General features: G+C 73.7%; 19 protein-coding genes and 2 pseudogenes. 11 read left to right on the top strand and 10 right to left on the bottom strand.

Going from position 1 to position 22,525, the window contains the following annotated elements; translation table 11 throughout:
• Positions 1-2 precede the first annotated feature (2 nt).
• The 3 genes and pseudogenes from ACFY3N_RS08320 to thrS all read right to left on the bottom strand — a co-directional run.
• A complete protein-coding gene (locus ACFY3N_RS08320; protein WP_390815819.1) occupies positions 3-764 on the bottom strand; it encodes a carboxypeptidase regulatory-like domain-containing protein in 762 nt (253 codons plus the stop codon).
• 164 nt (positions 765-928) lie between these two features.
• A complete protein-coding gene (locus tag ACFY3N_RS08315) occupies positions 929-2,632 on the bottom strand; it encodes a glycoside hydrolase family 13 protein (RefSeq protein WP_390815818.1) in 1,704 nt (567 codons plus the stop codon).
• A 527-nt stretch (positions 2,633-3,159) separates the two neighbouring features.
• A pseudogene (gene thrS / locus ACFY3N_RS08310) lies at positions 3,160-4,383 on the bottom strand (threonine--tRNA ligase); the annotation flags it as partial.
• 296 nt (positions 4,384-4,679) lie between these two features.
• Here thrS and ACFY3N_RS08305 point away from each other — a divergent pair.
• Positions 4,680-5,492 carry a hypothetical protein gene (locus tag ACFY3N_RS08305; protein ID WP_390815817.1) on the top strand — a complete coding sequence of 271 codons (813 nt, stop codon included), beginning with the start codon at positions 4,680-4,682 and terminating at the stop codon, positions 5,490-5,492.
• Positions 5,493-5,613: 121 nt separating this feature from the next.
• Here the strand turns inward: ACFY3N_RS08305 and ACFY3N_RS08300 are convergent, their stop codons facing one another.
• On the bottom strand, positions 5,614-6,354 hold the full coding sequence (locus ACFY3N_RS08300) for a GAF domain-containing protein (protein WP_390815816.1): 741 nt from the start codon (positions 6,352-6,354) through the stop codon (positions 5,614-5,616).
• 68 nt (positions 6,355-6,422) lie between these two features.
• Complete coding sequence (locus ACFY3N_RS08295) at positions 6,423-7,766, bottom strand: helix-turn-helix domain-containing protein (RefSeq protein WP_390815815.1); 1,344 nt, start codon at positions 7,764-7,766, stop codon at positions 6,423-6,425.
• 97 nt (positions 7,767-7,863) lie between these two features.
• Between ACFY3N_RS08295 and ACFY3N_RS08290 the strand changes: the two genes are divergently transcribed.
• The gene (locus ACFY3N_RS08290) at positions 7,864-8,028 is read left to right on the top strand and encodes a hypothetical protein (RefSeq protein WP_390815814.1); all 165 of its coding nucleotides are present in this window, start codon (positions 7,864-7,866) and stop codon (positions 8,026-8,028) included.
• Positions 8,029-8,326: 298 nt separating this feature from the next.
• Here the strand turns inward: ACFY3N_RS08290 and ACFY3N_RS08285 are convergent, their stop codons facing one another.
• Together ACFY3N_RS08285 and ACFY3N_RS08280 are read right to left on the bottom strand one after the other, a co-directional pair.
• The gene (locus ACFY3N_RS08285) at positions 8,327-9,406 is read right to left on the bottom strand and encodes a hypothetical protein (protein ID WP_390815813.1); all 1,080 of its coding nucleotides are present in this window, start codon (positions 9,404-9,406) and stop codon (positions 8,327-8,329) included.
• A gap of 62 nt (positions 9,407-9,468) precedes the next feature.
• On the bottom strand, positions 9,469-10,599 hold the full coding sequence (locus ACFY3N_RS08280; RefSeq protein ID WP_390816061.1) for a PP2C family protein-serine/threonine phosphatase: 1,131 nt from the start codon (positions 10,597-10,599) through the stop codon (positions 9,469-9,471).
• A gap of 190 nt (positions 10,600-10,789) precedes the next feature.
• Here ACFY3N_RS08280 and ACFY3N_RS08275 point away from each other — a divergent pair, with 190 nt between their 5' ends.
• Positions 10,790-11,233: a hypothetical protein gene (locus ACFY3N_RS08275; protein WP_390815812.1), complete on the top strand. Its 444-nt coding sequence runs from the start codon at positions 10,790-10,792 to the stop codon at positions 11,231-11,233.
• Between the two features lie 222 nt (positions 11,234-11,455).
• The gene (locus tag ACFY3N_RS08270; RefSeq protein WP_390815811.1) at positions 11,456-12,367 is read left to right on the top strand and encodes a hypothetical protein; all 912 of its coding nucleotides are present in this window, start codon (positions 11,456-11,458) and stop codon (positions 12,365-12,367) included.
• A 131-nt stretch (positions 12,368-12,498) separates the two neighbouring features.
• On the opposite strand, the gene ACFY3N_RS08265 is transcribed toward ACFY3N_RS08270, so the two are convergent.
• Positions 12,499-14,574, bottom strand: a complete 2,076-nt coding sequence (locus ACFY3N_RS08265) for a PhoX family protein (RefSeq protein ID WP_390815810.1) — start codon at positions 14,572-14,574, stop codon at positions 12,499-12,501.
• A 253-nt stretch (positions 14,575-14,827) separates the two neighbouring features.
• Between ACFY3N_RS08265 and ACFY3N_RS08260 the strand changes: the two genes are divergently transcribed.
• On the top strand, positions 14,828-16,753 hold the full coding sequence (locus tag ACFY3N_RS08260; protein ID WP_390815809.1) for a VWA domain-containing protein: 1,926 nt from the start codon (positions 14,828-14,830) through the stop codon (positions 16,751-16,753).
• A 99-nt stretch (positions 16,754-16,852) separates the two neighbouring features.
• On the top strand, positions 16,853-18,469 hold the full coding sequence (metG, locus tag ACFY3N_RS08255; protein ID WP_390815808.1) for a methionine--tRNA ligase: 1,617 nt from the start codon (positions 16,853-16,855) through the stop codon (positions 18,467-18,469).
• 67 nt (positions 18,470-18,536) lie between these two features.
• Here metG and ACFY3N_RS08250 read toward each other — a convergent pair whose 3' ends face one another.
• Positions 18,537-18,746, bottom strand: a complete 210-nt coding sequence (locus ACFY3N_RS08250) for a DUF397 domain-containing protein (RefSeq protein ID WP_390815807.1) — start codon at positions 18,744-18,746, stop codon at positions 18,537-18,539.
• On the bottom strand, positions 18,743-19,624 hold the full coding sequence (locus ACFY3N_RS08245) for a helix-turn-helix domain-containing protein (protein ID WP_390815806.1): 882 nt from the start codon (positions 19,622-19,624) through the stop codon (positions 18,743-18,745). Before ACFY3N_RS08245 ends, ACFY3N_RS08250 begins: the two co-directional genes overlap by 4 nt.
• A 157-nt stretch (positions 19,625-19,781) precedes the next feature.
• Between ACFY3N_RS08245 and ACFY3N_RS08240 the strand changes: the two genes are divergently transcribed.
• The 5 genes and pseudogenes from ACFY3N_RS08240 to ACFY3N_RS08220 form a co-directional block, all read left to right on the top strand.
• Positions 19,782-20,213: an ATP-binding protein gene (locus ACFY3N_RS08240; protein WP_390815805.1), complete on the top strand. Its 432-nt coding sequence runs from the start codon at positions 19,782-19,784 to the stop codon at positions 20,211-20,213.
• Positions 20,214-20,504: 291 nt separating this feature from the next.
• Entirely contained in the window at positions 20,505-21,464 is a 960-nt protein-coding gene (locus tag ACFY3N_RS08235; RefSeq protein WP_390815804.1) for a helix-turn-helix domain-containing protein, read from the top strand.
• 89 nt (positions 21,465-21,553) lie between these two features.
• Complete coding sequence (locus ACFY3N_RS08230) at positions 21,554-21,901, top strand: hypothetical protein (protein WP_390815803.1); 348 nt, start codon at positions 21,554-21,556, stop codon at positions 21,899-21,901.
• The gene (locus ACFY3N_RS08225) at positions 21,898-22,155 is read left to right on the top strand and encodes a hypothetical protein (protein ID WP_390815802.1); all 258 of its coding nucleotides are present in this window, start codon (positions 21,898-21,900) and stop codon (positions 22,153-22,155) included. The genes ACFY3N_RS08230 and ACFY3N_RS08225 overlap by 4 nt, the downstream gene beginning before the upstream one ends.
• Positions 22,149-22,514, top strand: a pseudogene (locus ACFY3N_RS08220) (hypothetical protein); the annotation flags it as partial. The gene ACFY3N_RS08225 and the pseudogene ACFY3N_RS08220, both read left to right, overlap by 7 nt.
• Between the last annotated feature and the right edge of the window lie 11 nt (positions 22,515-22,525).

Genomic DNA, 22,525 nt, shown 5'->3' with positions numbered 1-22,525 from the left:
CGTCAGCGGGCCGGGGCGGCGTCCCCCACGGTGATCTGGATCTGCTCGCTGGACGCGCTCACGCCGTTCAGGGCGGCGGTGGCCTGGAGCCGGTTGGGACCGTCCGGGAGGGCGGGCCCGGGAGCGCAGCTCCAGCGGCCGTCGGCCCCCGCGGTGTCGGTGCACACCTCGTGGCCGTCCTGGTCGGAGACGGTGAGCTGCGCGCCCGGGTGGGCGGTGCCGGCGATCACCGGCCGCGCGCCCAGCGGCACACCGGACTCCGGTCGGTTCAGGGCCGGTTCGGCCAGGCCGACGGTCACCTGACAGCCGCCGGCCGCCCGGACCGCGCCGTCCGCGTCCACGAGCCGCAGGACGCATCCGCGCAGCCGGCTCCCGGGCACCGCGTCCGCGGGCACCGCCAGCACGAAGGGGAAGGCGCCCGCCCGCCGGGGCCGCTCCGCCGGGACCGCGGTGTAGCGGGCGCTGCGGCCGTCGGCGGCCACGGCGCCCCGGTAGCCGGGGGCGCCGAGGGGGGTGCCCGTCACCCGGCTCCCGGCCGGGGCGGTCAGGGTCAGCGTGGAACCGGCGCCGAGGGCGGGGCCCGTGGGTCCGGCGGCCTCGACGACGCCGTCCCGGCCGGGCGGGATCGTCACGGCGCCCCAGAGCACCCGGTCGTTCTCTCCCGGGGCGCGGGCGGCGGCGGACGCCCCGCCCGCCGGCCACGCGCCCGCGAGAATCCCGGCCGCCGTCAGTACGGCGGCCGCTGTCCTGCTGGACCTGTTCATCGTCGGCGGGCTCCCTGTACGGCCGTCACGGACACCCCCGGGGCCGATTCTGCCGGTGCGTTCCCGCAGGTCGCCCGCGCTGACCGGCCGTACGGGTGACCGGATGGCCGGAGGGCGCGGCGGCGGCCCGGCCCCGGCCCCGGGAGGCCGGGGCGGTGGGCGGGTCAGCGGCCGAGCCAGACCGTGGTGTCCGGGCCGAGCCGGCCGTCCTCCAGTGGTGCGCTGGTCAGCAGGACCTCGCCCGCCGGGAGGGAGACCGGGTCGGGGGACAGGTTGGCCACACAGCGCCAGCCGTCGCCGCGGTCGAACTGCAGGACCCCCGCCGGGGTCTCCTCCGCCCAGGTCAGCGTCTCGCCGTCGATCAGCTTGCGGCGCGTCCGCAGGGCCGCGCGGTACAGCTCCAGGGTCGAGCCCTCGGCCCCGTCCTGTGCCTCGACGGCGTACGCGGCGAAGGACGGCGGCTGCGGCAGCCAGGCACCGGCCGCCCCGAAGCCGTACGACGGACCGGTCGTCGTCCACGGCAGCGGCACCCGGCACCCGTCGCGGCCCTTGCGGACGTGCCCCGTCTGTTCCCAGATCGGGTCCTGGAGGACCTCGGTGGGCAGGTCGGCGACCTCGGGCAGGCCGAGCTCCTCGCCCTGGTAGACGTACGCCGAGCCGGGGAGCGCCAGCATCAGCAGGGTGGCGGCGCGGGCCCGGCGCAGACCGGCGTCCGGGTCGACGGCGGGGGCGTGGCCGCCGGACAGCAGCCAGGCGTTCTCGTCCGTGCCCGGCGGCAGCATCAGGCGGGAGGCGTGCCGGACGACGTCGTGGTTGGAGAGCACCCAGGTCGCCGAGGCACCGGCGGCGTGCGCGGTCGCAAGCGAGTCGGTGATGACCCGGCGCAGCTCCTCCGCGTCCCACTTGGCCTGCAGATACTCGAAGTTGAAGGCCTGGCCCAGTTCGTCCGGACGGGCGTACAGGGCGCGCCGCTCGCCCGGGACCCAGGCCTCGGCGACGGCCATGCGGGGCGGGGAGTAGGCGTCGAGGATCTTGCGCCAGTCGCGGTAGATCTCGTGCACCTCGTCCCGGTCGTAGAAGGGGTGGGTGCCGGGCGGGAAGTCGGCGAGGGCGCCCTCGCGGCTCAGCTCGGGGGCGCCGAGGTCGCGCAGCGGCTCGTCGAGGTCCTTGGCGAGGGCGTGCGCGACGTCCACGCGGAAGCCGTCCACGCCCCGGTCGGCCCAGAACCGCAGGGTGGTGCGGACGTCGGCGCGGACGTCCGGGTGGCCCCAGTTGAGGTCGGGCTGCTCGGCGGCGAACAGGTGCAGGTACCACTGTCCGTCCGGCACCCGCTGCCAGGCGCTGCCGCCGAACACGGACTGCCAGTCGGTGGGCGGCAGCTCGCCCCGCTCCCCCTTGCCGTCGCGGAAGACGTAGCGGTCGCGGGCCGGGGAGCCGGGCCCGGCGCGCAGCGCCTCCTGGAACCAGACGTGCTGGTCGGAGCTGTGGTTGGGGACGATGTCGACGATCACCTTCAGGCCGAGCCGGTGGGCCTCGGCGACGAGCTCGTCGAAGTCGTCGAGGGTGCCGAGGCGGGGGTCGACGTCGCGCGGATCGGTGACGTCGTAGCCGCCGTCGGCGAGCTCGGAGGGGTAGAAGGGGCTCATCCACAGGGCGTCGACGCCCAGTGCGGCGAGGTGGGTGAGGCGACGGGTGATGCCGCGCAGGTCACCGAGTCCGTCGCCGTCGGCGTCGGCGAAGCTGCGGGGGTAGACCTGGTAGACGACGGCCTGGCGCCACCAGTCGGGATTCCTGGAGGAGAGGTCGGGCGTGGCGCCGGGGGCGGGGTGCGGCGGCCGGGGGTCGGGCGTGCTGGTGCGGTCGGTCACGCGGTCTCCTCTGGGTGCGTGCGGGTACCGGCAGAGAACCTGTCCACTTCACCGTAAAAGCGAACACACCGGAAGCACGGAGCCCTTCCCGGCGGTGTGGCGCACGGCACTTTCACCCTGTTCGCCGGAACCGGACCGGCGACCGGCCACCCTCGGCGTGCGCGACCGCCCCCGGCCGGACGTCACGGAGCGGACCACGTCCAGACCGGACCGCCCCCGCCGGGGCCCGCTCGCGGGTGCCCTCGCGCGGCCCGGCCACACCGCCGCGGACACGACGGCCGGGCCCGGTCCGGCCGGGGGCCGGACGGGAGACCGGGCCGAGATCCAGCCCGGGGACCAGGCTGCGGGCCGGACGAGGACCAGCCCGAGGCCCAGGCCGGGGACCAGGCCGGGGACCAGGCCGAGATCCAGCCCGGGGACCGGGCTGCGGGCCGGACGAGGACCGGGCCTGGGTCCGGACCCAGGGTCGGGGAGGCCTCGGCGGGAGTCGGGCGGGGGCTTCTTCCGCCCGGGTGCGGGGCGTGGCCCTACGCGGGGACCCAGAGCGCGGTGCCGCGTCGTGCCGACCGGTCCGCGATCCGTCGCAGCAGCTCCTCCGCGGGCAGGACGCCGGGCCGCCGCCCGTCCCTGAGCCGTACGGCGAGCAGCCCGTCCGCGGCCTCCCGGGCCCCGAGCACCGCCTGGTACGGCACCAGCCGGGCCCGGCGGATCCGGGCACCGAGGCTGCCCTCGCCCGCCCCGGTCACCTCGGCCCGCAGACCCAGCTCCCCGGCCCGCCGCGCGACGTCGTGCGCCCGCTCCTCCTGCGCCTCGCCCACCGGCAGCACCGCCAGCTGGACCGGGGCCAGCCACACCGGGAAGGCGCCGCCGTGTTCCTCGATGAGGTGGGCGACCACCCGTTCCACGCTGCCGATGACGCTGCGGTGCACCATGACCGGGCGGTGCCGGGCGCCGTCGGGGCCGGTGTAGCGCAGGCCGAAGCGTTCCGGCTGGTGGAAGTCGATCTGCACGGTGGACAGGGTGGTCTCGCGGCCCGCCGGGTCGGCGATCTGCACGTCGATCTTCGGGCCGTAGAAGGCGGCCTCGCCCCCGGCCTCCTCGTACTCCAGCCCGGAGGAGTCCAGGACCTCGCGCAGGAGCGCGGTGGCCCGTTCCCACAGGGCGGGATCGGCGACGTACTTGCCGCCGTCGCCCGGCAGGGAGAGGCGGTGGCGGGCGGCGCGGATGCCGAGGTCGGCGTGGGCGCGGGAGATGAGCGCGAGGGCGGCGCGGGCCTCCTCGACGACCTGCTCCGGGGTGCAGAAGATGTGCGCGTCGTTGAGCTGGATGGCCCGTACGCGGGTGAGTCCGCCCAGCACCCCGGACGGCTCGGAGCGGTACATGCCGCCCAGCTCGGCCATCCGCAGCGGCAGCTCCCGGTGGCTGCGGGACCGGGAGCGGTAGACGAGGGCGTGGTGCGGACAGAGGCTGGGCCGCAGCAGCACCTGCTCCGCGCCCAGCGCCATGGGCGGGAACATGTCCTCGCTGTAGTGGTCCCAGTGGCCGGAGATCTCGTACAGCTCGCGTTTGCCGAGCACCGGTGAGTACACGTGGCGGTAGCCGGCCGCGCGTTCCACCTCCCGGACGTACTCCTCCAGGGTGTGCCGCACGACGGCGCCGTCGGGCAGCCAGTACGGCAGGCCCGCGCCCATCAGCGGGTCGGTGTCGAACAGGCCGAGCTCGCGGCCGAGGCGTCGGTGGTCGTGCACGGTGGGCTCCTCGTGGTCGTGAGGCGGGCACCACGCGCGACGAAGCCCCGGGGCACTCGCCCCGGGGCTTCGTCAGTGGTCAGCTGTCAGCGCGCCGGGACCTGGTCCGGCGTCGTCGTACGGGACGGGTGGGCGCGCTGCATGCCGGCGACGGTAGCAAGGGGGGAGGCGGCGTGCGAGCCGTTTTCCCTCCGGGCGGCTCACCCGGACGGATCGCCGCGCTGGTGGGGCGACCGGCGGGGTGGTGCCGTGGGAACACGTCCGCCCGTGGACGGCCCGCTCCCCCAGGAGGCACCCCGATGACCCATGCCCCGGCCACCGCCCGTGCCCTCCTCGCCGCCGCGCTGTCGGTGCCGGCCCTGCTGACCGCGGCGGCGTGCGTGGCCGGCGACCGGGAGGTGCCGCGCGCGCTGCCCGCGGGCGTGTCCGAGCCCCCGGCCGCCTCCACCCCCGCGCCCGCCGCCTCGCCCGCCGCCGAGCAGCCCTCGCCCGGCCCGCCCGGGCTGAACGAGGAGCAGCTGCGGGCGGCGCTGATCACGGAGACGGATCTGGGGGAGCCGTGGACGGCGAGCCGGGGCGCGGCGACCTGGCGGGACGGAATGTTGAAGGCGGAGACGGGGAACGCCGACTGCCGCCGGCTGCTCGACGCCCTCTACACGGAGGAGCTGTTCGGTCCGCCGGCCGGACCGAGCGCCACCGCCGCACTCGACGACGTCTCCGACGAGTCCCAGCTGCGCTACCGGGTCGCCGCGCACCCGCCCGCCGACGTGGACCGCGTGCTGGCCTGGATGAGGACGCTGCCGAAGACCTGCGAGCGGTTCGGGGCGACCACCACCCGGGCCGGCGACCAGCTCGTCGAGGTGGCGGAACTCCCGCTCCCGGAGGCCGGCGACGCGCGGGCGGGACTGCGGCTGACGATGACCGGGGAGACGTCCGACGGGGTCCCGACGCGTCTCACCGTGAACCTCGCGGCGGTCCGCGTCGGCGAGGACGCGATCACCCTCACCAACGGCGGACTCGGCACGGTGCTCCCCGAGGTCACCCGGGCGATGACCCAGCTCGGCGCGGACCGCCTGACGGACGTCGGCCGACAGGCGCGGGTACGGGTCTGAGGCGGGGTCCCACCGGAAGCGGGCACGGGTTCGAGGCGGGATCCCACCGGAAGCGGGCACGGGTTCGAGGCGGGATCCCACCAGAAGCGGGCACGGGTTCGAGGCGGGTGGCGGCACCCGCTCAGGGCGTGTCGAAGCGGCGGCGGTGGGAGATCACGTCCAGGGCGACCTCCAGGGCCGTGCGGCCGTGGGCGAAGGCGGCGGCGCGCAGGCGGGCCAGGGCCTCGTCGGCGCCGACGCCCAGCTGGACCATGATCATGCCGACGGCCTGGTGGACGCGGTCGTGGTCGGCGGCCAGCCCGCTGAGCCAGGGTTCGTCACCGTCCAGGAGCTCGTACGACAGGTCCATCAGCGCCACCGTCATGACGCCGGCGACGAGCCGGGCCACCCGCAGCTGGCCGTCGGTGAGTCCGCCGGGGGTGCCGCGGTAGAGGTCGAGGGTGCCGACGCAGACGGCGCCGCTGCCGAGGGGGATCGCGTACACGGCGCGTACACCGGCGCCGAGCGCCTGCTGGGCGAAGACGGGCCAGCGGTCGGCGCAGCCGGCGGCGGCGAGGTCGCGGGCGAGGACCGGCGCGCCGGACTCCAGGACGTGGCGGCAGGGGCCGTCGCCCAGGGTGGCCTGGAGCTGGGCGAGACGCGCGGCCTGCGGACCGGAGGCGCCGAGTTGCACGGGCATGCCGGCCCCGCGCAGCGACACGCTCGCGCCGTCCACCGGCAGCAGTGCGACGGCCACCGCGCACAGCCGCCCCGGCACGGCGGCCGGTCCGGCGCCGCGCAGCTCCGCGAAGATCGCGCCGATCACCCGTTCGTCCTCCCGGGCCGGGTCGCCCTCGGGGCCGTCCCTGGGCCGCACGCCCACCGCCTCCTTCGGCCGTTCGCCCCCCGGAAACCAGCCCCGACTACCCGGCCCGCCCGACCCCGAAACGGTCAGACCGGAGGTTGCGCCGGGGCCGGCCCCAGGGTCGTGGTCCCCGGGGCCGTGCGGTGGCCCAGGCCGGTGCGGTAGGCGTCCAGGGCCGCCTCGACGCGGCCGGTACGGCGCAGGAGGTCACCGAGGAGGCGGCACAGGTCGGCCAGGTCGCCGGCCGCGCCCGCGCGTTCCAGCAGGCTCATCGCGCGCACGTAGTGCTCCTCGGCCTGCTCCGCCCGGCGGGCGTCCTCGGCGATGATCCCGAGCAGCCGGTGCGCCGCCGCCGCGTGCACCGCGCCCCGCTCGGGGGAGAGCCCGCCGAGCACGTCCTCCAGCAGGACCGCCGCCTCCCGGGAGCTGCCGCGCCGGTGCAGCACGTCGGCCAGTTCGACGGTCACCTGGCTGCTGTAGAGGGACGCCCGCTTGGCCGACAGCATCTCCAGCGCCTCGCGCATCTCCTTCTCGGCGCGCTCCAGTTCGCCGTTCTGCGCGTACACGTAGCCGCGCATCCAGTGGCAGTTGGCCAGCTCGGTACGGAGCTGCAGCCCGCGGTACAGCTCCGCCGCCCTGGCCAGCGAGGCGTCCGCCTCGGCGAGGCGGCCCTCGGCGAGCAGGGTGCGGGCCACCGACCGGTGCATGCGCGCCACCAGCGCCGGGTCGCCGGACTGCGGCGCGAGCGCCAGCGCGAACTCCGCCGCCTGCGCGGCCCGCGCGTGCGCGCCCATGTCCATGTACGGGCCGATCACGCTGGCGTAGAGCAGCAGCAGCGCGTCCGGGTCGTGCAGGCCGCCCCGGTTCAGCTCGTCGATCGTGGACTCGAGGAGGTAGACCGCGTAGCGCAGTTCCCCCGCGAGGTAGTGCGCGACGGCCCGCCCGCGCAGCGCCGGCACCCGTGCGGGCAGCGGCGCCTCGGCGAGCCGGGCCTCGGCCTCCTCGAAGTACTGGCGGCCCTCGGCCAGTTCACCGGTCTCCAGGGCGCACTCCCCGAGCCCGAGCAGGGCGGCGGCCTGCTCCTCGGCCAGGCCGTGCGTCTCCGCCTCGGCGAGCAGCCCGGCGTACTGCTCCACCGCGGCCTCCGCCTCACCGACGGCGAGCGTGCGCTGCGCCTCGGTCAGCCGCAGGTGCAGCTCGGTCACGAGCCGGGCGGAACGTCCGGTGGCCAGTTCGTCGAACGCGACTCCGAGGCGGTCGGCGAGATGCCGCAGCGCGTCGTCGGAGGGGCGCACCCGTCCCGCTTCCAGCGTGGAGACGTACGCGGGCGTGTACACCGGCTCCGCCAGCTGCCTCTGGGTCAGCCCGCGCTCCACCCGCAACTGCTGCACCCGCCGCCCGATGGTCGCCGGCTCGTCCCGCTCCCCCACGCCAACTCCCCCATCGCCCCTTGCCGTTCGTGTCCGACAGCCCCTAGGTTAAACCGCGGATTAAACGTGCTTAACCCGTCGCTGTTGCGAGGTCGCCGTGCTGGAACGCACACGCACCACCGAGCGTTACGCCCGTGGCCTCGCCGCGGGCGTCGCCGCGGTCGCGGCGCTGGTCCTGGCGGCCAACGCGGGCCCGGCCAAGGCCACCGGCCCCGAGCCGCAGCGGCAGACCACGACACCGGTGGAGGCGGCGGTCCGGTAGGAACGCGCGTCCCGGCCGCACGGGCACGGGGGCACACGGGCACACGGACGACGAGGGCCGTAGCGGGCGCGACACCTCGGACCACCGGTCACGCCCGGAAGTCCGGCGGTCCGGTGAGCCCGGCAGCTCAGAGAGTCGGGGAGCCCGGGGAGTCCGGAAGCCCGAGAAGTCCGGCAGCCGGGGAGCTCAGGAATCAAGCAGCCCGGGAGTCCGGAAGCCCGGGAAGTCGGGCAGCCCGGGAGTCCGGCAGCCCGGCCCGTCGAGCGGGCAGGGCTCCGCGTGCCGGCCCGGACGGCGCTCAGCCCTGGGTCTGCAACTGGCTCAGCTGGCGCCGCACATGGTCCAGGGCACCCTCGCGCCGGCCCGGTACCCGGCCACGCAACTCCGCGAGGACCGCGCCGAGTTCGCGGGCCCTGGCCGGGTCCCCGATCCGGCCCCACTGGTGGTGCGCCCGGTCCACGGCCGTCTCCACGGCGGGCGCGTCCGCCGACTGCCCGGCGGACAGCCGGGCGCTCGCGACGGCCAGCCAGGTGCGGCAGCTGCGCGCCGCGTCCCCGGCCAGCATCGCCAGGTCCGCCCGGACCTCCGTCCAGTGCAGCGCCTCCTCGGAGGCCGGCCCGTGCGCCAGACCGGCCGCCTGCTCCAGCCGCGCGGCCAGCGCGTCGGCGTCCGCGTGCCGGCCGGAGCGCACGGCGGCGGTGACGGCCGCGTGCGGATCGCCCGGCACCGGCCCGCGCCGCGCCAGCGGCAGGTCGGTGCCCGCGCTCTCCGGCGCGATCCGCGTCAGCGCCTGCTGGTGCAGCTCCTCGTCCGGCGGACGCCATCCGCTGCGCAGGATCGTCGCGACCGCCTTCATGTACGCCGGTGCCGCGACCCCGCGACGGGACGGCGGGGGCGCGACACGGCCGTAGACGGCGTTGTCGGGACCGCAGTCGAGCGGGAACGGGCCCGGCGGCCGCGACGCGCTCAGCGCCTGCCAGGTCTCCGGGTCGGCGTGCAGGTCGAGGAAGAGCGTCGTCGCGCCCGCCGGACGCAGCCGCAGTTCCTCCCGGAACCAGTGCCACGGCAGTCCGGTGTACCGCACGGTGGACGCGGTCGTCCGGGCCAGCGCCAGATGCGGCAGCCGCTGGCGGCGGTCGAGCTGGAGCTGACCGGTGACGTACACGGTCAGCGGACCCGGCGCCGCCGCGGCGGCACGCAGCCGGGTCAGCACGGCCTGCGGCTCCAGCGGGTCGGCGAGTTCGACGACGTTCGCGGTGTCCGCGCCGGACAGCACGGCGGGTGGCACCGCCGCGAGGACCGGGAGCACGGACGCGGCGTCCACCAGCCGGCCGCGGCCCAGCGGTGAGGCCGCCAGCAGCAGCACGGTTCCGGGCATGGTCCCCTCCCTGTCGATCACCTACGGCAGCACGGTAACCGCTGCGGCTGCGAAGGGTGATGTCAGTGAGGTGAACGTACCCCTTCGGGGCCTTCGCCCCCGGGCGCGCGGATCCGTCGTACCGCGAAGGCGGTGGTGTCGTCGACCAGGTGCCCCCGGCTGTGCCGCAGCGTCCCGTCCCGGACGACGGAGACCAGCCGGACCGGCGCGACGACCCGCGGGTCCGCCGCCACCGCCCGGTCCAGGTCGTCGGCGAGCCGGTAGAAGTCGCCGGCGCCGTCCCGGGCCTCGGTCACGCCGTCGGTGACCAGCAGCAGCGTCTCGTCGGCGGCGACCGGCACCCGGCACACCGGCGGCGGGCCGGGGGCGAGGTCGCGGCAGCCGATCGGCAGACCCCCGTCGGCCGGCAGGGCCCGTACGCCGCCGGGGCCGACGGCCAGCGGGGGTTCGTGCCCGAACACGACGGCGTCCACGACGTCGGTGCGGTCCGCCGGGAAACCGAGCAGCACGGCGGTGGCGAAGCGGTCGCCGTCGCCCCGGCCGAGCGCCGTGGTGTACTCGCGGTGCCGCAGCATCCGGTCCTCCAGCCGGTCGGCGACCGCCGTCAGGTCCGCCTCGTGGTAGCCGGCCTCGCGGAACGCCCCGAGCAGCACCGCCGCCGTCTCCACCGCGCCCAGCCCCTTGCCCTGGACGTCACCGACGAACACCCGGGTGCCGTGGGGGCCCGGCTGGATGTCGTAGAAGTCGCCGCCGACGCGGGCCTGGGCGTCCGCGGTGAGGTAGACCCCGGCGTGCTCCAGGCCGCCCCAGCGCGGCGGCAGGGGCCGCAGCACGGTGCGCCGTACGGTCTCGGTGACGTCCCGCAGGTGCAGCGCGCGGCGCTCACCGCGCACCCGCACCACGCAGGCCAGCGTGGCGAGGACGCCACCGGCGGCGACGAGGATGAAGTCGGGCAGCCCCGCCTGGAACTGGTGCGGCCAGGCGTTGTCCACCAGGGTGTACGTGGCCAACGCGAGCACGGCGAACAGGACCGTTCCCCACACCCCGCAGATCGCGGAGGCGATGCCCGGCACCAGCACGATCCAGGAGATGGTCCGGAACTCGCCGCCGGTGTTGTAGTCGGCCACCGTGATGGCCACGAGCAGCAGCAACGGCGGCACCCAGGCGACGCTGCGGCCCCCCACCTGCAGCATCTCGTGCCGGTGCACGACGTCGCGCCGGCCGGCCGGGGGGTACCGGTCGTGCAGGCCGTGTCCCCCGCTGCCCGGACTCACGGCCCCAGCGAAACACGGGGCGGTGCCGTCCGCATCCGGTCTCCACTTGCCGACGGGCCCGGGGAGGTGTGCATTGGTGGGGCGGGGGCGAGGAGAGAGGAGTGCTCTCATGGCGCACGCGGCACCCCGGCCCCGGGGAGCGATCGAGCCGGCCGGCACGACCGACATCTTCAGCGCACGGACCCACAGGGTGGCGAAGGTCGTGATACCCGTCCTCCTCGGGCTCGTGTACGGCTACTGGGCGGCGGCCGCCCGGCGCTTCGGCGGGCCCATCACCGGCTGGAACTTCCTGTTCGGCTTCCTCACCGGGCTCGCGTTCGCCCTGGTGTTCATGGCGCTCCTCGCCTTCGCCCCGAAGGTGCGGCGCGAACTGCACGCGGTGCTGTGGGCGGCGTTCAGCGGCATCGCGGTCGGCTTCCTGTGCGACCAGACCGCCGGCGCGACCCTCCCGCGCTCCGCGATCCTGGGCCTGGCGGTCGCGGCGGGGGTCTTCCTGGCGATGTTCTACCGCTTCTACACCCACGAGGACGCACAAGGCCACCGAGTGGGCTGAGCCCACCTCACCCCGCCCCGTCGTTCCCGCGCCCACCCGTGCCGCAGGGTGGCACGGGTGGGCGCGGGTGGGCACGGGTGGGCGCGACAGCGCCCCGCAGGCGCCGGGCTGCGCGACCCACCCCGGCCCGCACCAGCACGGCGCCCCCCGTTCGGCCCACGCGTACACCCGCACGCCCACCCAGCACTCGCGCCCCCACCCCCCGCCACCTTGACTGACCACGTGGCCCCCCACCGCACCCGCCTCCGCAACGCCCTCTCCGCGGCACTGCTCGCCCTCGCCTGCCTGCTGACCCCCTGCGGCACCCTGGCCGCCTGGGCGGCCTTCGCCCTCGCCGACACCGGACGCTACGTCGCCGCCATGGCCCCGCTGGCCGCCCATCCCGACGTACGCGACGCCGTGGCCGACGCCGTCGTGGACGAGGTCGTACGCGAACTGGAACCGGAGACGGCGGCCGGCCCCACCCTCGGACCGTTCGTGCGCGAGGCGATCCGCTCCTTCACCCGCACCGAGGCGTTCCGCACCGCCTGGGAGGCCGGGAACAGGGCCGTCCACGACGCCGTCCTGCGCGCCCTGCGCGACGACCGGGCCGCCCCCGGCCCGGTCACCGTCGACCTCGCGCCCGTCACCGCGCGGGTACGGGCGCGGCTCGTCGCCGACCACATGCCCTTCGCCCACCGCATCCCCGTCGAGCACACCGAGGTCGCGGTGGTGCCGGCCGGGGAGGTGGCCGGGCTCCGGAAGGGGTACCACGTGCTGGACGCCGCCGCCTTCTGGCTGCCGCTCGCGGCCGTCGTCCTCGCCGTCACCGGGATCGCCGTCGCCGCCTGCCGCCGCCGCGCGCTCACCGCGACCGGCCTGGGCACGGCCCTGGGCGGCGCCCTGCTCGCCCTCGCGACCGCCGTCGGCCGCCGGCTCACCCTGGCCGACCTGCCCGACCGCGTCCACCGCCCGGCGGCGGCCGCGGTCTACGACGCCCTCACCGCCACCCTGCGCACGGCGTCCTGGCTCCTCCTCGCCCTGGGTCTGACGGTGGCCCTGGTCTCCTGGCTGACCGGCCGCTTCGGTCCCCGCCGCACACCCCCGGCTCCCGCCCCCGTCCCGGCCCGGCCCTCGGCCAGGGCCCGGACCTGACGCCCCGGGGCGGCGCCTTCCGGCAACCGTGACGGACGTGCGGGCCGCCCCGGAAGGGGACGGCCCGCACCCGTCGCACGGTGACCGCCGGAAGGAGCGGGCCGGTGCCCGGCCCCTCCCGGACGCCGGCGTCAGACGCCGATGTCGCGGCCGTCCGCGCGCCACACCGCGACCACGGCCGGGCGGACGTACGTGCCGGGCCCGTCGGGCCAGGTGCTGGCCGGCTGGTCGACCGTCGCCCCGTCCACCTCGCCCGGGTGCTGTACGGCGACCAGCACCCGCCGGTCCTGGATGACCGGACCGCAGGTCTCCGCACCGTTCGGGACGGTCAGGAACTGCTTCAGCTCACCGCGCCGGTCACCGCGCGTGGCGACGCCGAAGAGGCCGTCGTGGGAGCCGAGGGCGCTGCCGTCGGTGGAGATCCACAGGTTGCCGTGGTCGTCGAAGGCGACGTTGTCCGGGCAGGAGATCGGGCTGACGGAGTCCTTCGGGAAACCGGCGAAGTACGTCGCCGGGTCCTCCGGGTCGCCCGCGACCAGGAACAGCGACCAGGCGAACGCCGTGCTCTCCGGCCGGTTCCAGCGCTCGGTCAGCTCCAGGACCTGGCCGTGCTTGTTGGAGTTGCGCGGGTTGGCCTCGTCGGCGGCGGCGTAACCGGCCTTGCCGCGGTTGGAGTTGTTGGTGAGGGCGACGTACACCTTGCCGGTGACCGGGTTGGGCTCGACGTCCTCGGGCCGGTCCATCTTGGTGGCGCCGACCTTGTCACCGGCGAGGCGCGTGAAGACGAAGACCTCCTCGGCGGTCATGCCCTCGACGTGCGAGACGGCTCCGTCGGCGGTGGCGGTGGCCAGCGGGATCCACTGGCCGCTGCCGTCGAACTCGCCGTCCTTCGGGAGCCTGCCGGTGCCGTCGATCTCGATGGCCGGGGAGTCACCGGTGAGCTTGGCGACGTACAGCGTGCCCTCGTCGAGCAGGGAGAGGTTGTGCTCGCGGACGGAGCGGCTGTTGCCGTGCCGCATCCGCTTGCTGCCGACGAACTTGTAGAAGTAGTCGAACCGCTCGTCGTCACCGGTGTAGACGACCGGGCGTCCGTCGTGCGTCAGCCGCACGGTCGCGCCCTCGTGCTTGAACCGGCCGAGCGCGGTGTGCTTGCGGGGCGTGGAGTCGGGGTCGTACGGGTCCAGCTCGACGACGTACCCGAACCGGTGCACCTCGTTGGGCTCCTGGGAGACGTCGAACCGCTTGTCGAAACGCTCCCACTTGCGCTCGGTGGCGCCGGTCCCGATGCCGTACCGCTTGTCGGTGGCGCGGCTGCTGTTGGCGAAGTACTGGTTGAAGTTCTCCTCGCCGTGCAGGGTCGTGCCCCACGGGGTGGTGCCGCCGGCGCAGTTGTTGAGGGTGCCGAGCACCTTGGTGCCGCTCGGGTCGACGGAGGTCTTCACCAGGTCGGACCCGGCGACGGGGCCGGTGAGCCGGAACTCGGAGGTGGCGGTGAGCCGCCGGTTGAGCCGGTGCCGGGTGACGGGCGTCAGCCTGCCGCTCCGCCGCTCCTCCTCCACCGCGACCACGGCGAGCCCGTGCGCGGCCCAGGCGATCTCCACCTGCTCGCGGGTGGGGTTGGCGGCGTCGTAGTCCCGGAACATGAGGACTTCGTCGGTGTACTCGTGGTTGGCGACGAGCAGCTGCCGGTCGCGCTCGCCGTGCAGCGGCAGCAGGGCGAGGAAGTCGCAGTTGTACCCGAACTGCCCGGCCTGCGCCTTGGCGCTCTGCTTCTCCGGGTCGAAGGCGGGCGCGCCGCGCAGGATGGGCTCGCCCCAGCGGATGACGACGTTCTGCCGGTAGCCCTCCGGCACGGTCACGGCGTCGTCGGTGTTCGGGGCCACGGGCGTGAACCGCAGACCGCGGGCGCCCTTGGACTTGGGCTGGCCGTGGGCGCCCTTGGCGGCGGGGGCCGCCTGCGCCCCGGGGGCGGCGGCGACGCCGACCGCTCCGGCGCCGGCCGCGGCGACGGTGACGACGGCGGCGGCGCGCATCATGGAGCGGCGGCTGAGGGCGCCGGCGATGACGTCGCCGACGTACTCGTTGGAGCTGGTGTTGGGCACCTCGTGGAAGCAGGCGTCACCACACCGGAAACGGCAGGTCATGGCGGACCGGCCGCCGGGGTGGGAACCGGACGGCGTTCCGATCAACGGCAGCAGCTTTCGCACGTTTTCTCTCCTTGGGTACCCGTGGTGTCAGCGTGACCGTAGGGGTACATACGTGCGGTAGCCGGGCGCCCGGGTGAACGGTGAGTGAACCTGCGGCAGCATTCGGGAAGGCGTGCCGGGCCGAATCGCCCCCTTGACATATACGATTCCGCAAACCCAACCCTGCCCAAGATCGCCCTTGCGGGCCGCTAACCTTACGTGTCCGTCCTGGCCAGGGATTGACGGGCATCAACTCACGCGAAGGGTTGCGCACATGGGCATTCTCACTCTCCTGCGGAACGCGTTCGGACGGTCACGCAAAGCGAGGGCCGCCGAAGCGGAGGGTGCGGCGGACGCCGCCGAGACGGCGAGTACGTCCCCGGCGTCGCCCGCCCCGGCGGAGCCGGCCGCGGAGGCCCCCGCGGCTCCGAAGGTCCCGTCCCCGTCCCCCGAGCCCACCCCGGCGTCCCGCACGGCCGCCGTCCCGGAACCCCGCGAGGAGCACGACCTGGTCTCCGCGGCCTTCGACAAGGTCACCCTCCCCACCCCCACCCGCTCGGACACCCCCTCACCCCCCACCGAGGCAACCCCGGCAACCGAGCCCGAGCCGGAGACGAAGGCGGAGCCCGAGGCTGCCGCCGAGACCGAGGCCGAGCCGGAGACCAAGGCAGAAGCGGAAGCCGAACCGGAAACCGCCGTCGAGGCCGAGCCCGAAGCGAAGCCCACCGCCGAGGAAAAGCCTGCGGCCGGACCCGAGCCGGAAACCGACCCCGAGGTCCAGCCGGAGGCGGAACCCGAAGCAACGCCCGAGGCCGTCGAGACCCAGCCGGAAGCCAAGCCCGAGGCTGCTGAGGAGAAGCCCGAGGCCGCCACCGAGACCGAACCCGCGCCGGAGACCAAGCCCGAAGCCGCCGAGGCGGAGCCCGCCGCCGAGGTCGAAGCAGAGCCCGAGACCGAACCCGCGCCGGAAACCAAAGCCGAAGCCGAACCGGAAGCCGACGTCGAGGTCCAGCCGGTGGCCGCCGCCAAGCCCGAGGCCGCCACCGAAGCCGAGCCGGAGCCGGAAACCAAGCCCGAAGCCACCGAGGCGGAGCCCGCCGCCGAGGTCGAAGCAGAGCCCGAGACCGAACCCGCGCCGGAAACCAAAGCCGAAGCCGAACCGGAGGCCGACGTCGAGGTCCAGCCGGTGGCCGACGCCGAGCCCGAGGCCGCCACCGAAGCCGAGGCGGAGCCGGAGGCAAAGCCCGAGCCGGAGACCAAGCCCGAGGCCACCGAGGCCGAGCCGGAGCCCGCCACCGAGCCGGAGCCGGAAACCAAGGACGAAGCGGAGCCCAAGGCCGAGGTCGAACCGGAAGCCGAGGTCGCAGCAGAGGCCGAGCCCGAAGCGAAGGCCGGCGCTGCCGTCGAGGACGAGCCCGCGGTCGCCGACGGCGAGGACGCCCCGCAGGGGCCACCCGCACCCGACGACGAAAGCAGCACGGGTGGTGCGGGTGGGAACGAAACCCCGGCCGAAGGCGAAGCCGAGGCCGAGGCCGGACACCCCGCAACCCCCGCCACCCGCGTCCGCTCCACCGCCCCCACCCTCACCACCGCCTACGAGGCGGCCGGCGCCGCCCTCCAGGAACGCGGTCTCACCGGCACCCGCGCCAAGGTCTACCTCGTCCTCGACCGCTCCGCCTCCATGCGCCCGTACTACAAGGACGGCTCCGCCCAGGCCCTCGCCGAGCAGACCCTCGCCCTCGCCGCCCACGTCGACACCGAGGCCACCCTCCACGTCGCGTTCTTCTCCACCGAGCTGGACGGCACCGGCGAGCTGACCCTCTCCGACCACGAGAACAAGATCGACGAGCTGCACGCCGGCCTCGGCCGCATGGGCCGCACCAGCTACCACGCGGCCGTCGAGGCCGTCCTCGCACGGCACGCCGACGAGCCGGCCGGCACCCCCGCCCTGGTGGTCTTCCAGACGGACGGCGCGCCGGACGCCAAGACCCCCGCCACCCAGGCCCTCACCGACGCGGCGAAGAGCCACCCCGCCGTCTTCTTCTCCTTCGTCGCCTTCGGCGAGCACGACAACAAGGCCTTCGACTACCTCCGCAGGCTGAAGACGGAGAACACCTCCTTCTTCCACGCGGGCCCCGCCCCCCGCGAGCTCACCGACAAGGAGCTCTACGAGGGCGTACTGGCGGCCTGGCGCCCGTAGCCGCCTCCTCACCCCTCATCCCGGGGGGCGGACGGGATCCCCGTCCGCCCCCCGAAACGCGTGTGAGCCGACCTCCCCGGGGCCAGTAGGATTTCGACCATGGCGGCCACTGGATCCGAGAAGCAGGGGGCGAAGGCGTACTACGTCTCGACCCCCATCTACTACGTCAACGACGCTCCTCACCTGGGCCACGCCTACACGACCGTCGCAGGCGACGTGCTCACCCGCTGGCACCGCCAGCGCGGCGAGAAGGTGTGGTACCTCACCGGCACGGACGAGCACGGTCAGAAGATCATGCGCACCGCGGAGGCGAACGGCGTCAGCCCGCAGCAGTGGGCGGACAAGCTCGTCGACGAGGCGTGGAAGCCCCTCTGGGAACACCTCGACATCGCGAACGACGACTTCATCCGCACCACGCAGAAGCGGCACACCGACCGCGTCCAGGAGTTCGTGCAGGACCTGTACGACAAGGGCGAGATCTACAAGGGCGGCTACGAGGGCCCGTACTGCGTGGGCTGCGAGGAGTACAAGCTCCCCGGCGAGCTGCTCGACGGCGAGGGCGAGTACGCGGGCCAGAAGCTGTGCCCGATCCACAAGAAGCCGGTGGAGATCCTCAGCGAGGAGAACTACTTCTTCAAGCTCAGCGAGTACGGCGAGAAGCTCCTCGCCCACTACGAGGCCAACCCGGGCTTCATCCAGCCGGAGTCGGCGCGCAACGAGGTCGTGAACTTCGTCCGCCAGGGGCTGCAGGACCTGTCCATCTCCCGCTCGACGTTCGACTGGGGCGTGCCGGTCCCGTGGGACGACAAGCACGTGATCTACGTGTGGGTCGACGCGCTGCTGAACTACGCCACGGCGGTCGGCTACAACGAGAACCCGGAGAAGTTCGAGGCCACCTTCCCGGCCGACGTGCACCTGGTCGGCAAGGACATCCTGCGCTTCCACGCGATCATCTGGCCGGCCATGCTGATGGCACAGGGCCTCCCCCTCCCCGGGAAGGTCGCCGCGAACGGCTGGCTGATGGTCGGCGGCGAGAAGATGAGCAAGTCCAACCTGACCGGCATCAAGCCGCAGGACCTGACCTCGCACTTCGGCGTGGACGCGTACCGCTGGTACTTCCTGCGGGCGATCGCCTTCGGCCAGGACGGCAGCTTCTCCTGGGAGGACTTCTCCGCCCGCTACACCAGCGAGCTGGCGAACGACTACGGCAACCTGGCGTCCCGCGTCGCCGCGATGGTCGGCAAGTACTTCGGCGGCGAGCTGCCGGCGTCGACGGCCGACGGCGAGGCGGAGCAGGCGGTCCACGACGGCCTGGCCAAGGCGGTCGCGGAGGCGGACCGGAAGATCGGCGAGGAGCTGGACTTCCAGGGCGGCATCCTGGCCGTGTTCGACTTCGTGAAGCAGGTCAACGGCTACATCACCGAGCAGGAGCCCTGGAAGGTCGCGAAGGACGACTCGCCGGAGGGCAGGGCCCGCCTGGCGACGATCCTCTACACCGCCGCGGAGTCCCTGCGCGCGGTGGCGGTCCTGCTCAACCCGGTCATGCCGGAGACCTCGCAGAAGCTCTGGGACTCCCTCGGCGCGGAGGCCGGCCTCGGCGCCCTCGCCGACCAGAAGGTCCAGGAGTCCGGCACCTGGGGCCTGCTCCCCGCCGGTTCGACGGTCACCAAGGGCGCGGTCCTCTTCCCGCGCCTCGAGGAGAAGCCGACCGCGTAGAACGCGTGACGTACGTCCAGAGGCCCGGAAACGGCTTGTTTCCGGGCCTCTGCGCAGTTGAAGGGGGTCAGTTTCCCGACGCGTGTGCCACGAAGTCGGCCCACGCGTGGCGCGTGAGCGCAAGCTGAGGGCCTTCAACGTTCTTGGAGTCACGGACGTGCACCGCGTCAAGCATGGTCGCGACCTCAACGCACTCGTTGCTGTTGCTGCTGTCGCTGTAGCTGCTCTTGAACCACCGCAGCTCCGACCCGTCCTCAGCAGACGTCTTGCGGATCATGTCTCTCCCAGCACTTGCTCGATGAAGGCCAGCGACTCCCCTGGTGAGAGAGCCTGAGCTCGGATGATGCCACACCGCAGTTCCATGATCCGAAGATGCTTCAACTCCGTGACGGGACGGCTGCCGAAGTCTCCTTCGGCTCGGCCAACTGCCGTGCCATCGGCGAACTTGAGCACTTGGATCTCGCCTCCCATACCGGCATGGACCGCACGGTCGATCGGCATCACCTGGATCTCGACGTTCCGCATCTGACCGAGCTCCAGAAGATGCTCCAGCTGGTGGCGCAGCACCATTCTGCCGCCGAGTGGCCGCCTGAGCGTCGCCTCTTCCTGGACAAAACACAGCTCTGGAGAAGGGTCCCGCTCGAAGATCACCTTGCGGGCCATACGCGCACCAACCAGCCGCTCCACCTGGTCCTGTGAGTGCGCCGGCCGCCGCATCTCGAACAGTGCACGCATGTAGCCCTCTGTCTGCAACAGGCCGTGAAGATTGTGGGTGCCGTACGCGGTCAGCTCGACCGCCTGTGCCTCCACGCGGGCCATGTCCCGAATTTTCTTCGGGTACCGGACCTTCCTCACGTCCTCCCACGCCGCCGCGATGAGCCCGCCCGCGCCCAACACCTCGTCGGCCCTGCGCAGATACTCCTGCTGGGGAATCCGCTTCCCACCCTCTACTTTGTAGACCAGGTCGTCCCCGTACCTGACCGCCGCCGCGAAGTCGACGACCCGCATGCCCATCGCCTCCCGCCGCAGCCTCAACTGACGTCCCACGGTGGTGAGAACGGCCACCCCCCACTCGTCCTCCGGGTCCACCTCCCACCCCGGCTCGTCCTCCTCGGTCTCGGTCCGGAGCCGTACCGCCTCGCCGTCCACCGACATACCGCACCCCTCTGTCGTACCGCCGTGCTGTGCAACGCCCTTACTCGCAGGCCGGTTTTTCCGACGGTCCGGACAGCGGCCGACAAGCACCGACAGTCACCCTACGTACCGGGTCTGTCACTCTTCACGGTAAGCACGTCCGGCCACGCTCGGTCCCGTGAACAGCGAAAAGTCCACCCAACTTCTGTCATCCGCCGACCACTTCAGCGTGCTCCTGTCACCCACACCCCGCGGCGCCCGTCTCGCCCGGCTGCTCGCCACGGACTGGACGCGCGGCCGGGAGCTGCCCCACCGCACCACCGAGGCCGCCGAACACCTCGTCGCCGAACTCGCCGTCAACGCGGCCACCCACGGCCGGCTCGCCGGACGCGACTTCCGCCTCGCCCTCCTGACCGACGGCGCGACCCTCCGCATCGAGGTCACGGACACCCGCGGTGACGACCTCCCGAGCCGCCGCGTTCCCGCCCCCGGCGCCGAGTCCGGACGCGGTCTGCTCCTCGTCGAGGCCCTCGCCGACCGCTGGGGCGTGGAGCTCGGGCCGGTCCCCCGTAAGACCCTATGGGCGGAACTCGATCTCCCCCCACGCTGACCAGCGGAAACGACAACGGCACCGGAACCCGATCGCGTGTGTTCCGGTGCCGTCGGACGTCTTTCCCAAGGACCACGGGAGAGAAAGAAACCCCACCAAGCCCCACCCCTCCCGCCCACGGCGCACGCTCACTCGCGCGGGTGAACATCACCAACTGGAGTGGATATGCCACAGGTTGTCTGCCTTACGCTCAGCGCAACACGGCACACAGCCTCAGACATGCAAACGGCCCCCGCCAGGAGTGACATTCCACGGCGAGGGCCTGACCACCAAGGAAGTAAGGGCTTCCCGATGGACACCCAAAACACTAGCGTGCCCCCGCACGCCCAGTCCCGTAACGGCGGGAAAAACCACGCCCACCGGCGCGCCCACGCGAAGGGCCACCCCAGCGGCGTCACCCACGACAACACCCGCCACACCGCCCGCTTCACGGTGATCGGCAACCACCTCACCCAGCACCCGGACCTCTCCCTGCTGGCGATCGGACTGGCCTGTCACATCCAGTCCCTCCCCACCGGCACCCCCGTCGGCATCAAGACCCTCGCCGCCCGCTTCCCCGAGGGCCCGACCCGGATCGCCGCCGCCCTGAACGAGCTGGAGACCCACGGCTACCTGCGCCGCATCCGCGAACGCACCCCGACCGGCCGCCTCGTCACCCGCACCGTCTCCTGCAACCAGCCCGGCCGACGCGACACCCCGCCCGAACCGGGCGAGGCGCCCAGCCCTCCGGCCCGTCCCCCGACCCGCCGCGCGGCCACCGCCCCGCAGCAGGAACCCCCGCGCCGTCGCGCCCTCCCCGCCGTACCGAAGCCCTCGTACACCTTCCCCGACCTCCTCCGGGCGGCCACCGACGTCCTCGCCGGCCTCCGCCGCGAGGACCCCCGCCTGCTGCTCTCCGCCACCGACGCCGAACACCTCGCCCCCGGCGTCGCCGCCTGGCTGGAGCGCAACCTCACCCCCACCGCCGTACGCAAGGCCCTGGCCGGCGACCTGCCCCTGGAACCCCTGATCCGGCCCGCCGCCTTCCTGGCCCACCGCCTGACGGCCAAACTCCCACCCCTCCCGCCGTACCGCGCCCCCGAGCAGCCCCCGCCCGTCCGGCACCCCCTGCGCAACTGCGACGCCTGCGACCACGCCTACCGTGGCCCCGACCCCCACCACTGCCAGGGCTGCGCCTCAGCGTGTGTCGGTTCCGGTGCCCCCGACACCGGAACCGACGAGCCGTCCCTCGTTGAACGGGGCCGACCGTGACAGGCCGCTCGCGGCCTGCCCGGTTCCCGGTCCGGCTCCTCCGTGGCCCCGTCCGGATACCCTGGCCGGGGCACCCTGTGGAGGACACCATGAGTACTCAGGCCGATCACGGACACGAGCTGATCCCACGTCCCGAGCAGACTCCTGACGCCCTGCGCACGGCCCTCGCCGTGGTCGATCCGGGGCGCCTGGACGAGATGCAGACCACAAAGGACGACGCCTTCGCCAAAGCCGTGGAGTGGCAGTCCCTGAGCCCTGTGCGGAGCTGGGTCCTCACCTGGGCCCGAGACATCGAGATCGCCCGGCGTCCTGCTCTGTCCTCCCGCTTCGCGCAGGCACAGAGCAGGCTGGAGCACGAAGATCCCGCCATTGCCGGGGAGGCTCTGAGGGAGCTGAGCGCCGTCCTGGACGAAGCCATGAAAGCAGTGCGCGCTTGAGCTGGAAGTGGGAGTACGCCTTCGGTGCGGAGGAAACCGCCCGCACCGCACCCGTAGCCTTCCTCGCCGGTGTGAAGAGGAAGGCGGACGAGCTGGTCAGAGCCGCCGAAGCCGTCCACGTTCACGGCCGGGCCCACGAGGGCATCGACCCGAAGGGGGGCGACGTCATCGTCCCAGGCGGCATGTTCAGATACCAGGTCGTCGTACGCGGCGAACGTGTCTACATCGTCCAGATCACCTACCTGGGGTACTGAAATCAATGACGACTGTTCTGCGGGACACGCCACAGAGCATCGCCGACCCGATCACCGAACTCGTCGCACAAGGCCTGGGCAAGCACCCGGTCGCACACCGGTGGAGGAAACTGGTGGCCGTGGACCTCTCCTTTTACAAGTCGTACCTCTCCGAGGAAATCCGTGACGAGGGCCGGGCCGAGGGCGCGGCACGACGCGCCGCCGAGGACGTCCTGGACATCCTGGAAGTACGCGGCATGGACATCCCCGAAGGGGTCCGGGAACGCGTCACCGGCTGCGACGACCTCGAGATCCTGCGCCACTGGCACCGGCGTGCCGTCACGGCCCCGACGGCCGCAGAGATCTTCGAAGACGAGTAGTCACGGTTGCC

Origin of the sequence: Streptomyces sp. NPDC000348 (assembly GCF_042898795.1) — a bacterium.
In the GTDB taxonomy this organism is placed as follows: Bacteria; Actinomycetota; Actinomycetes; order Streptomycetales; family Streptomycetaceae; genus Streptomyces.
The sequence above is the reverse complement of the archived record's forward strand: the minus strand, read 5'-3'. Positions and strand labels throughout refer to the sequence as shown.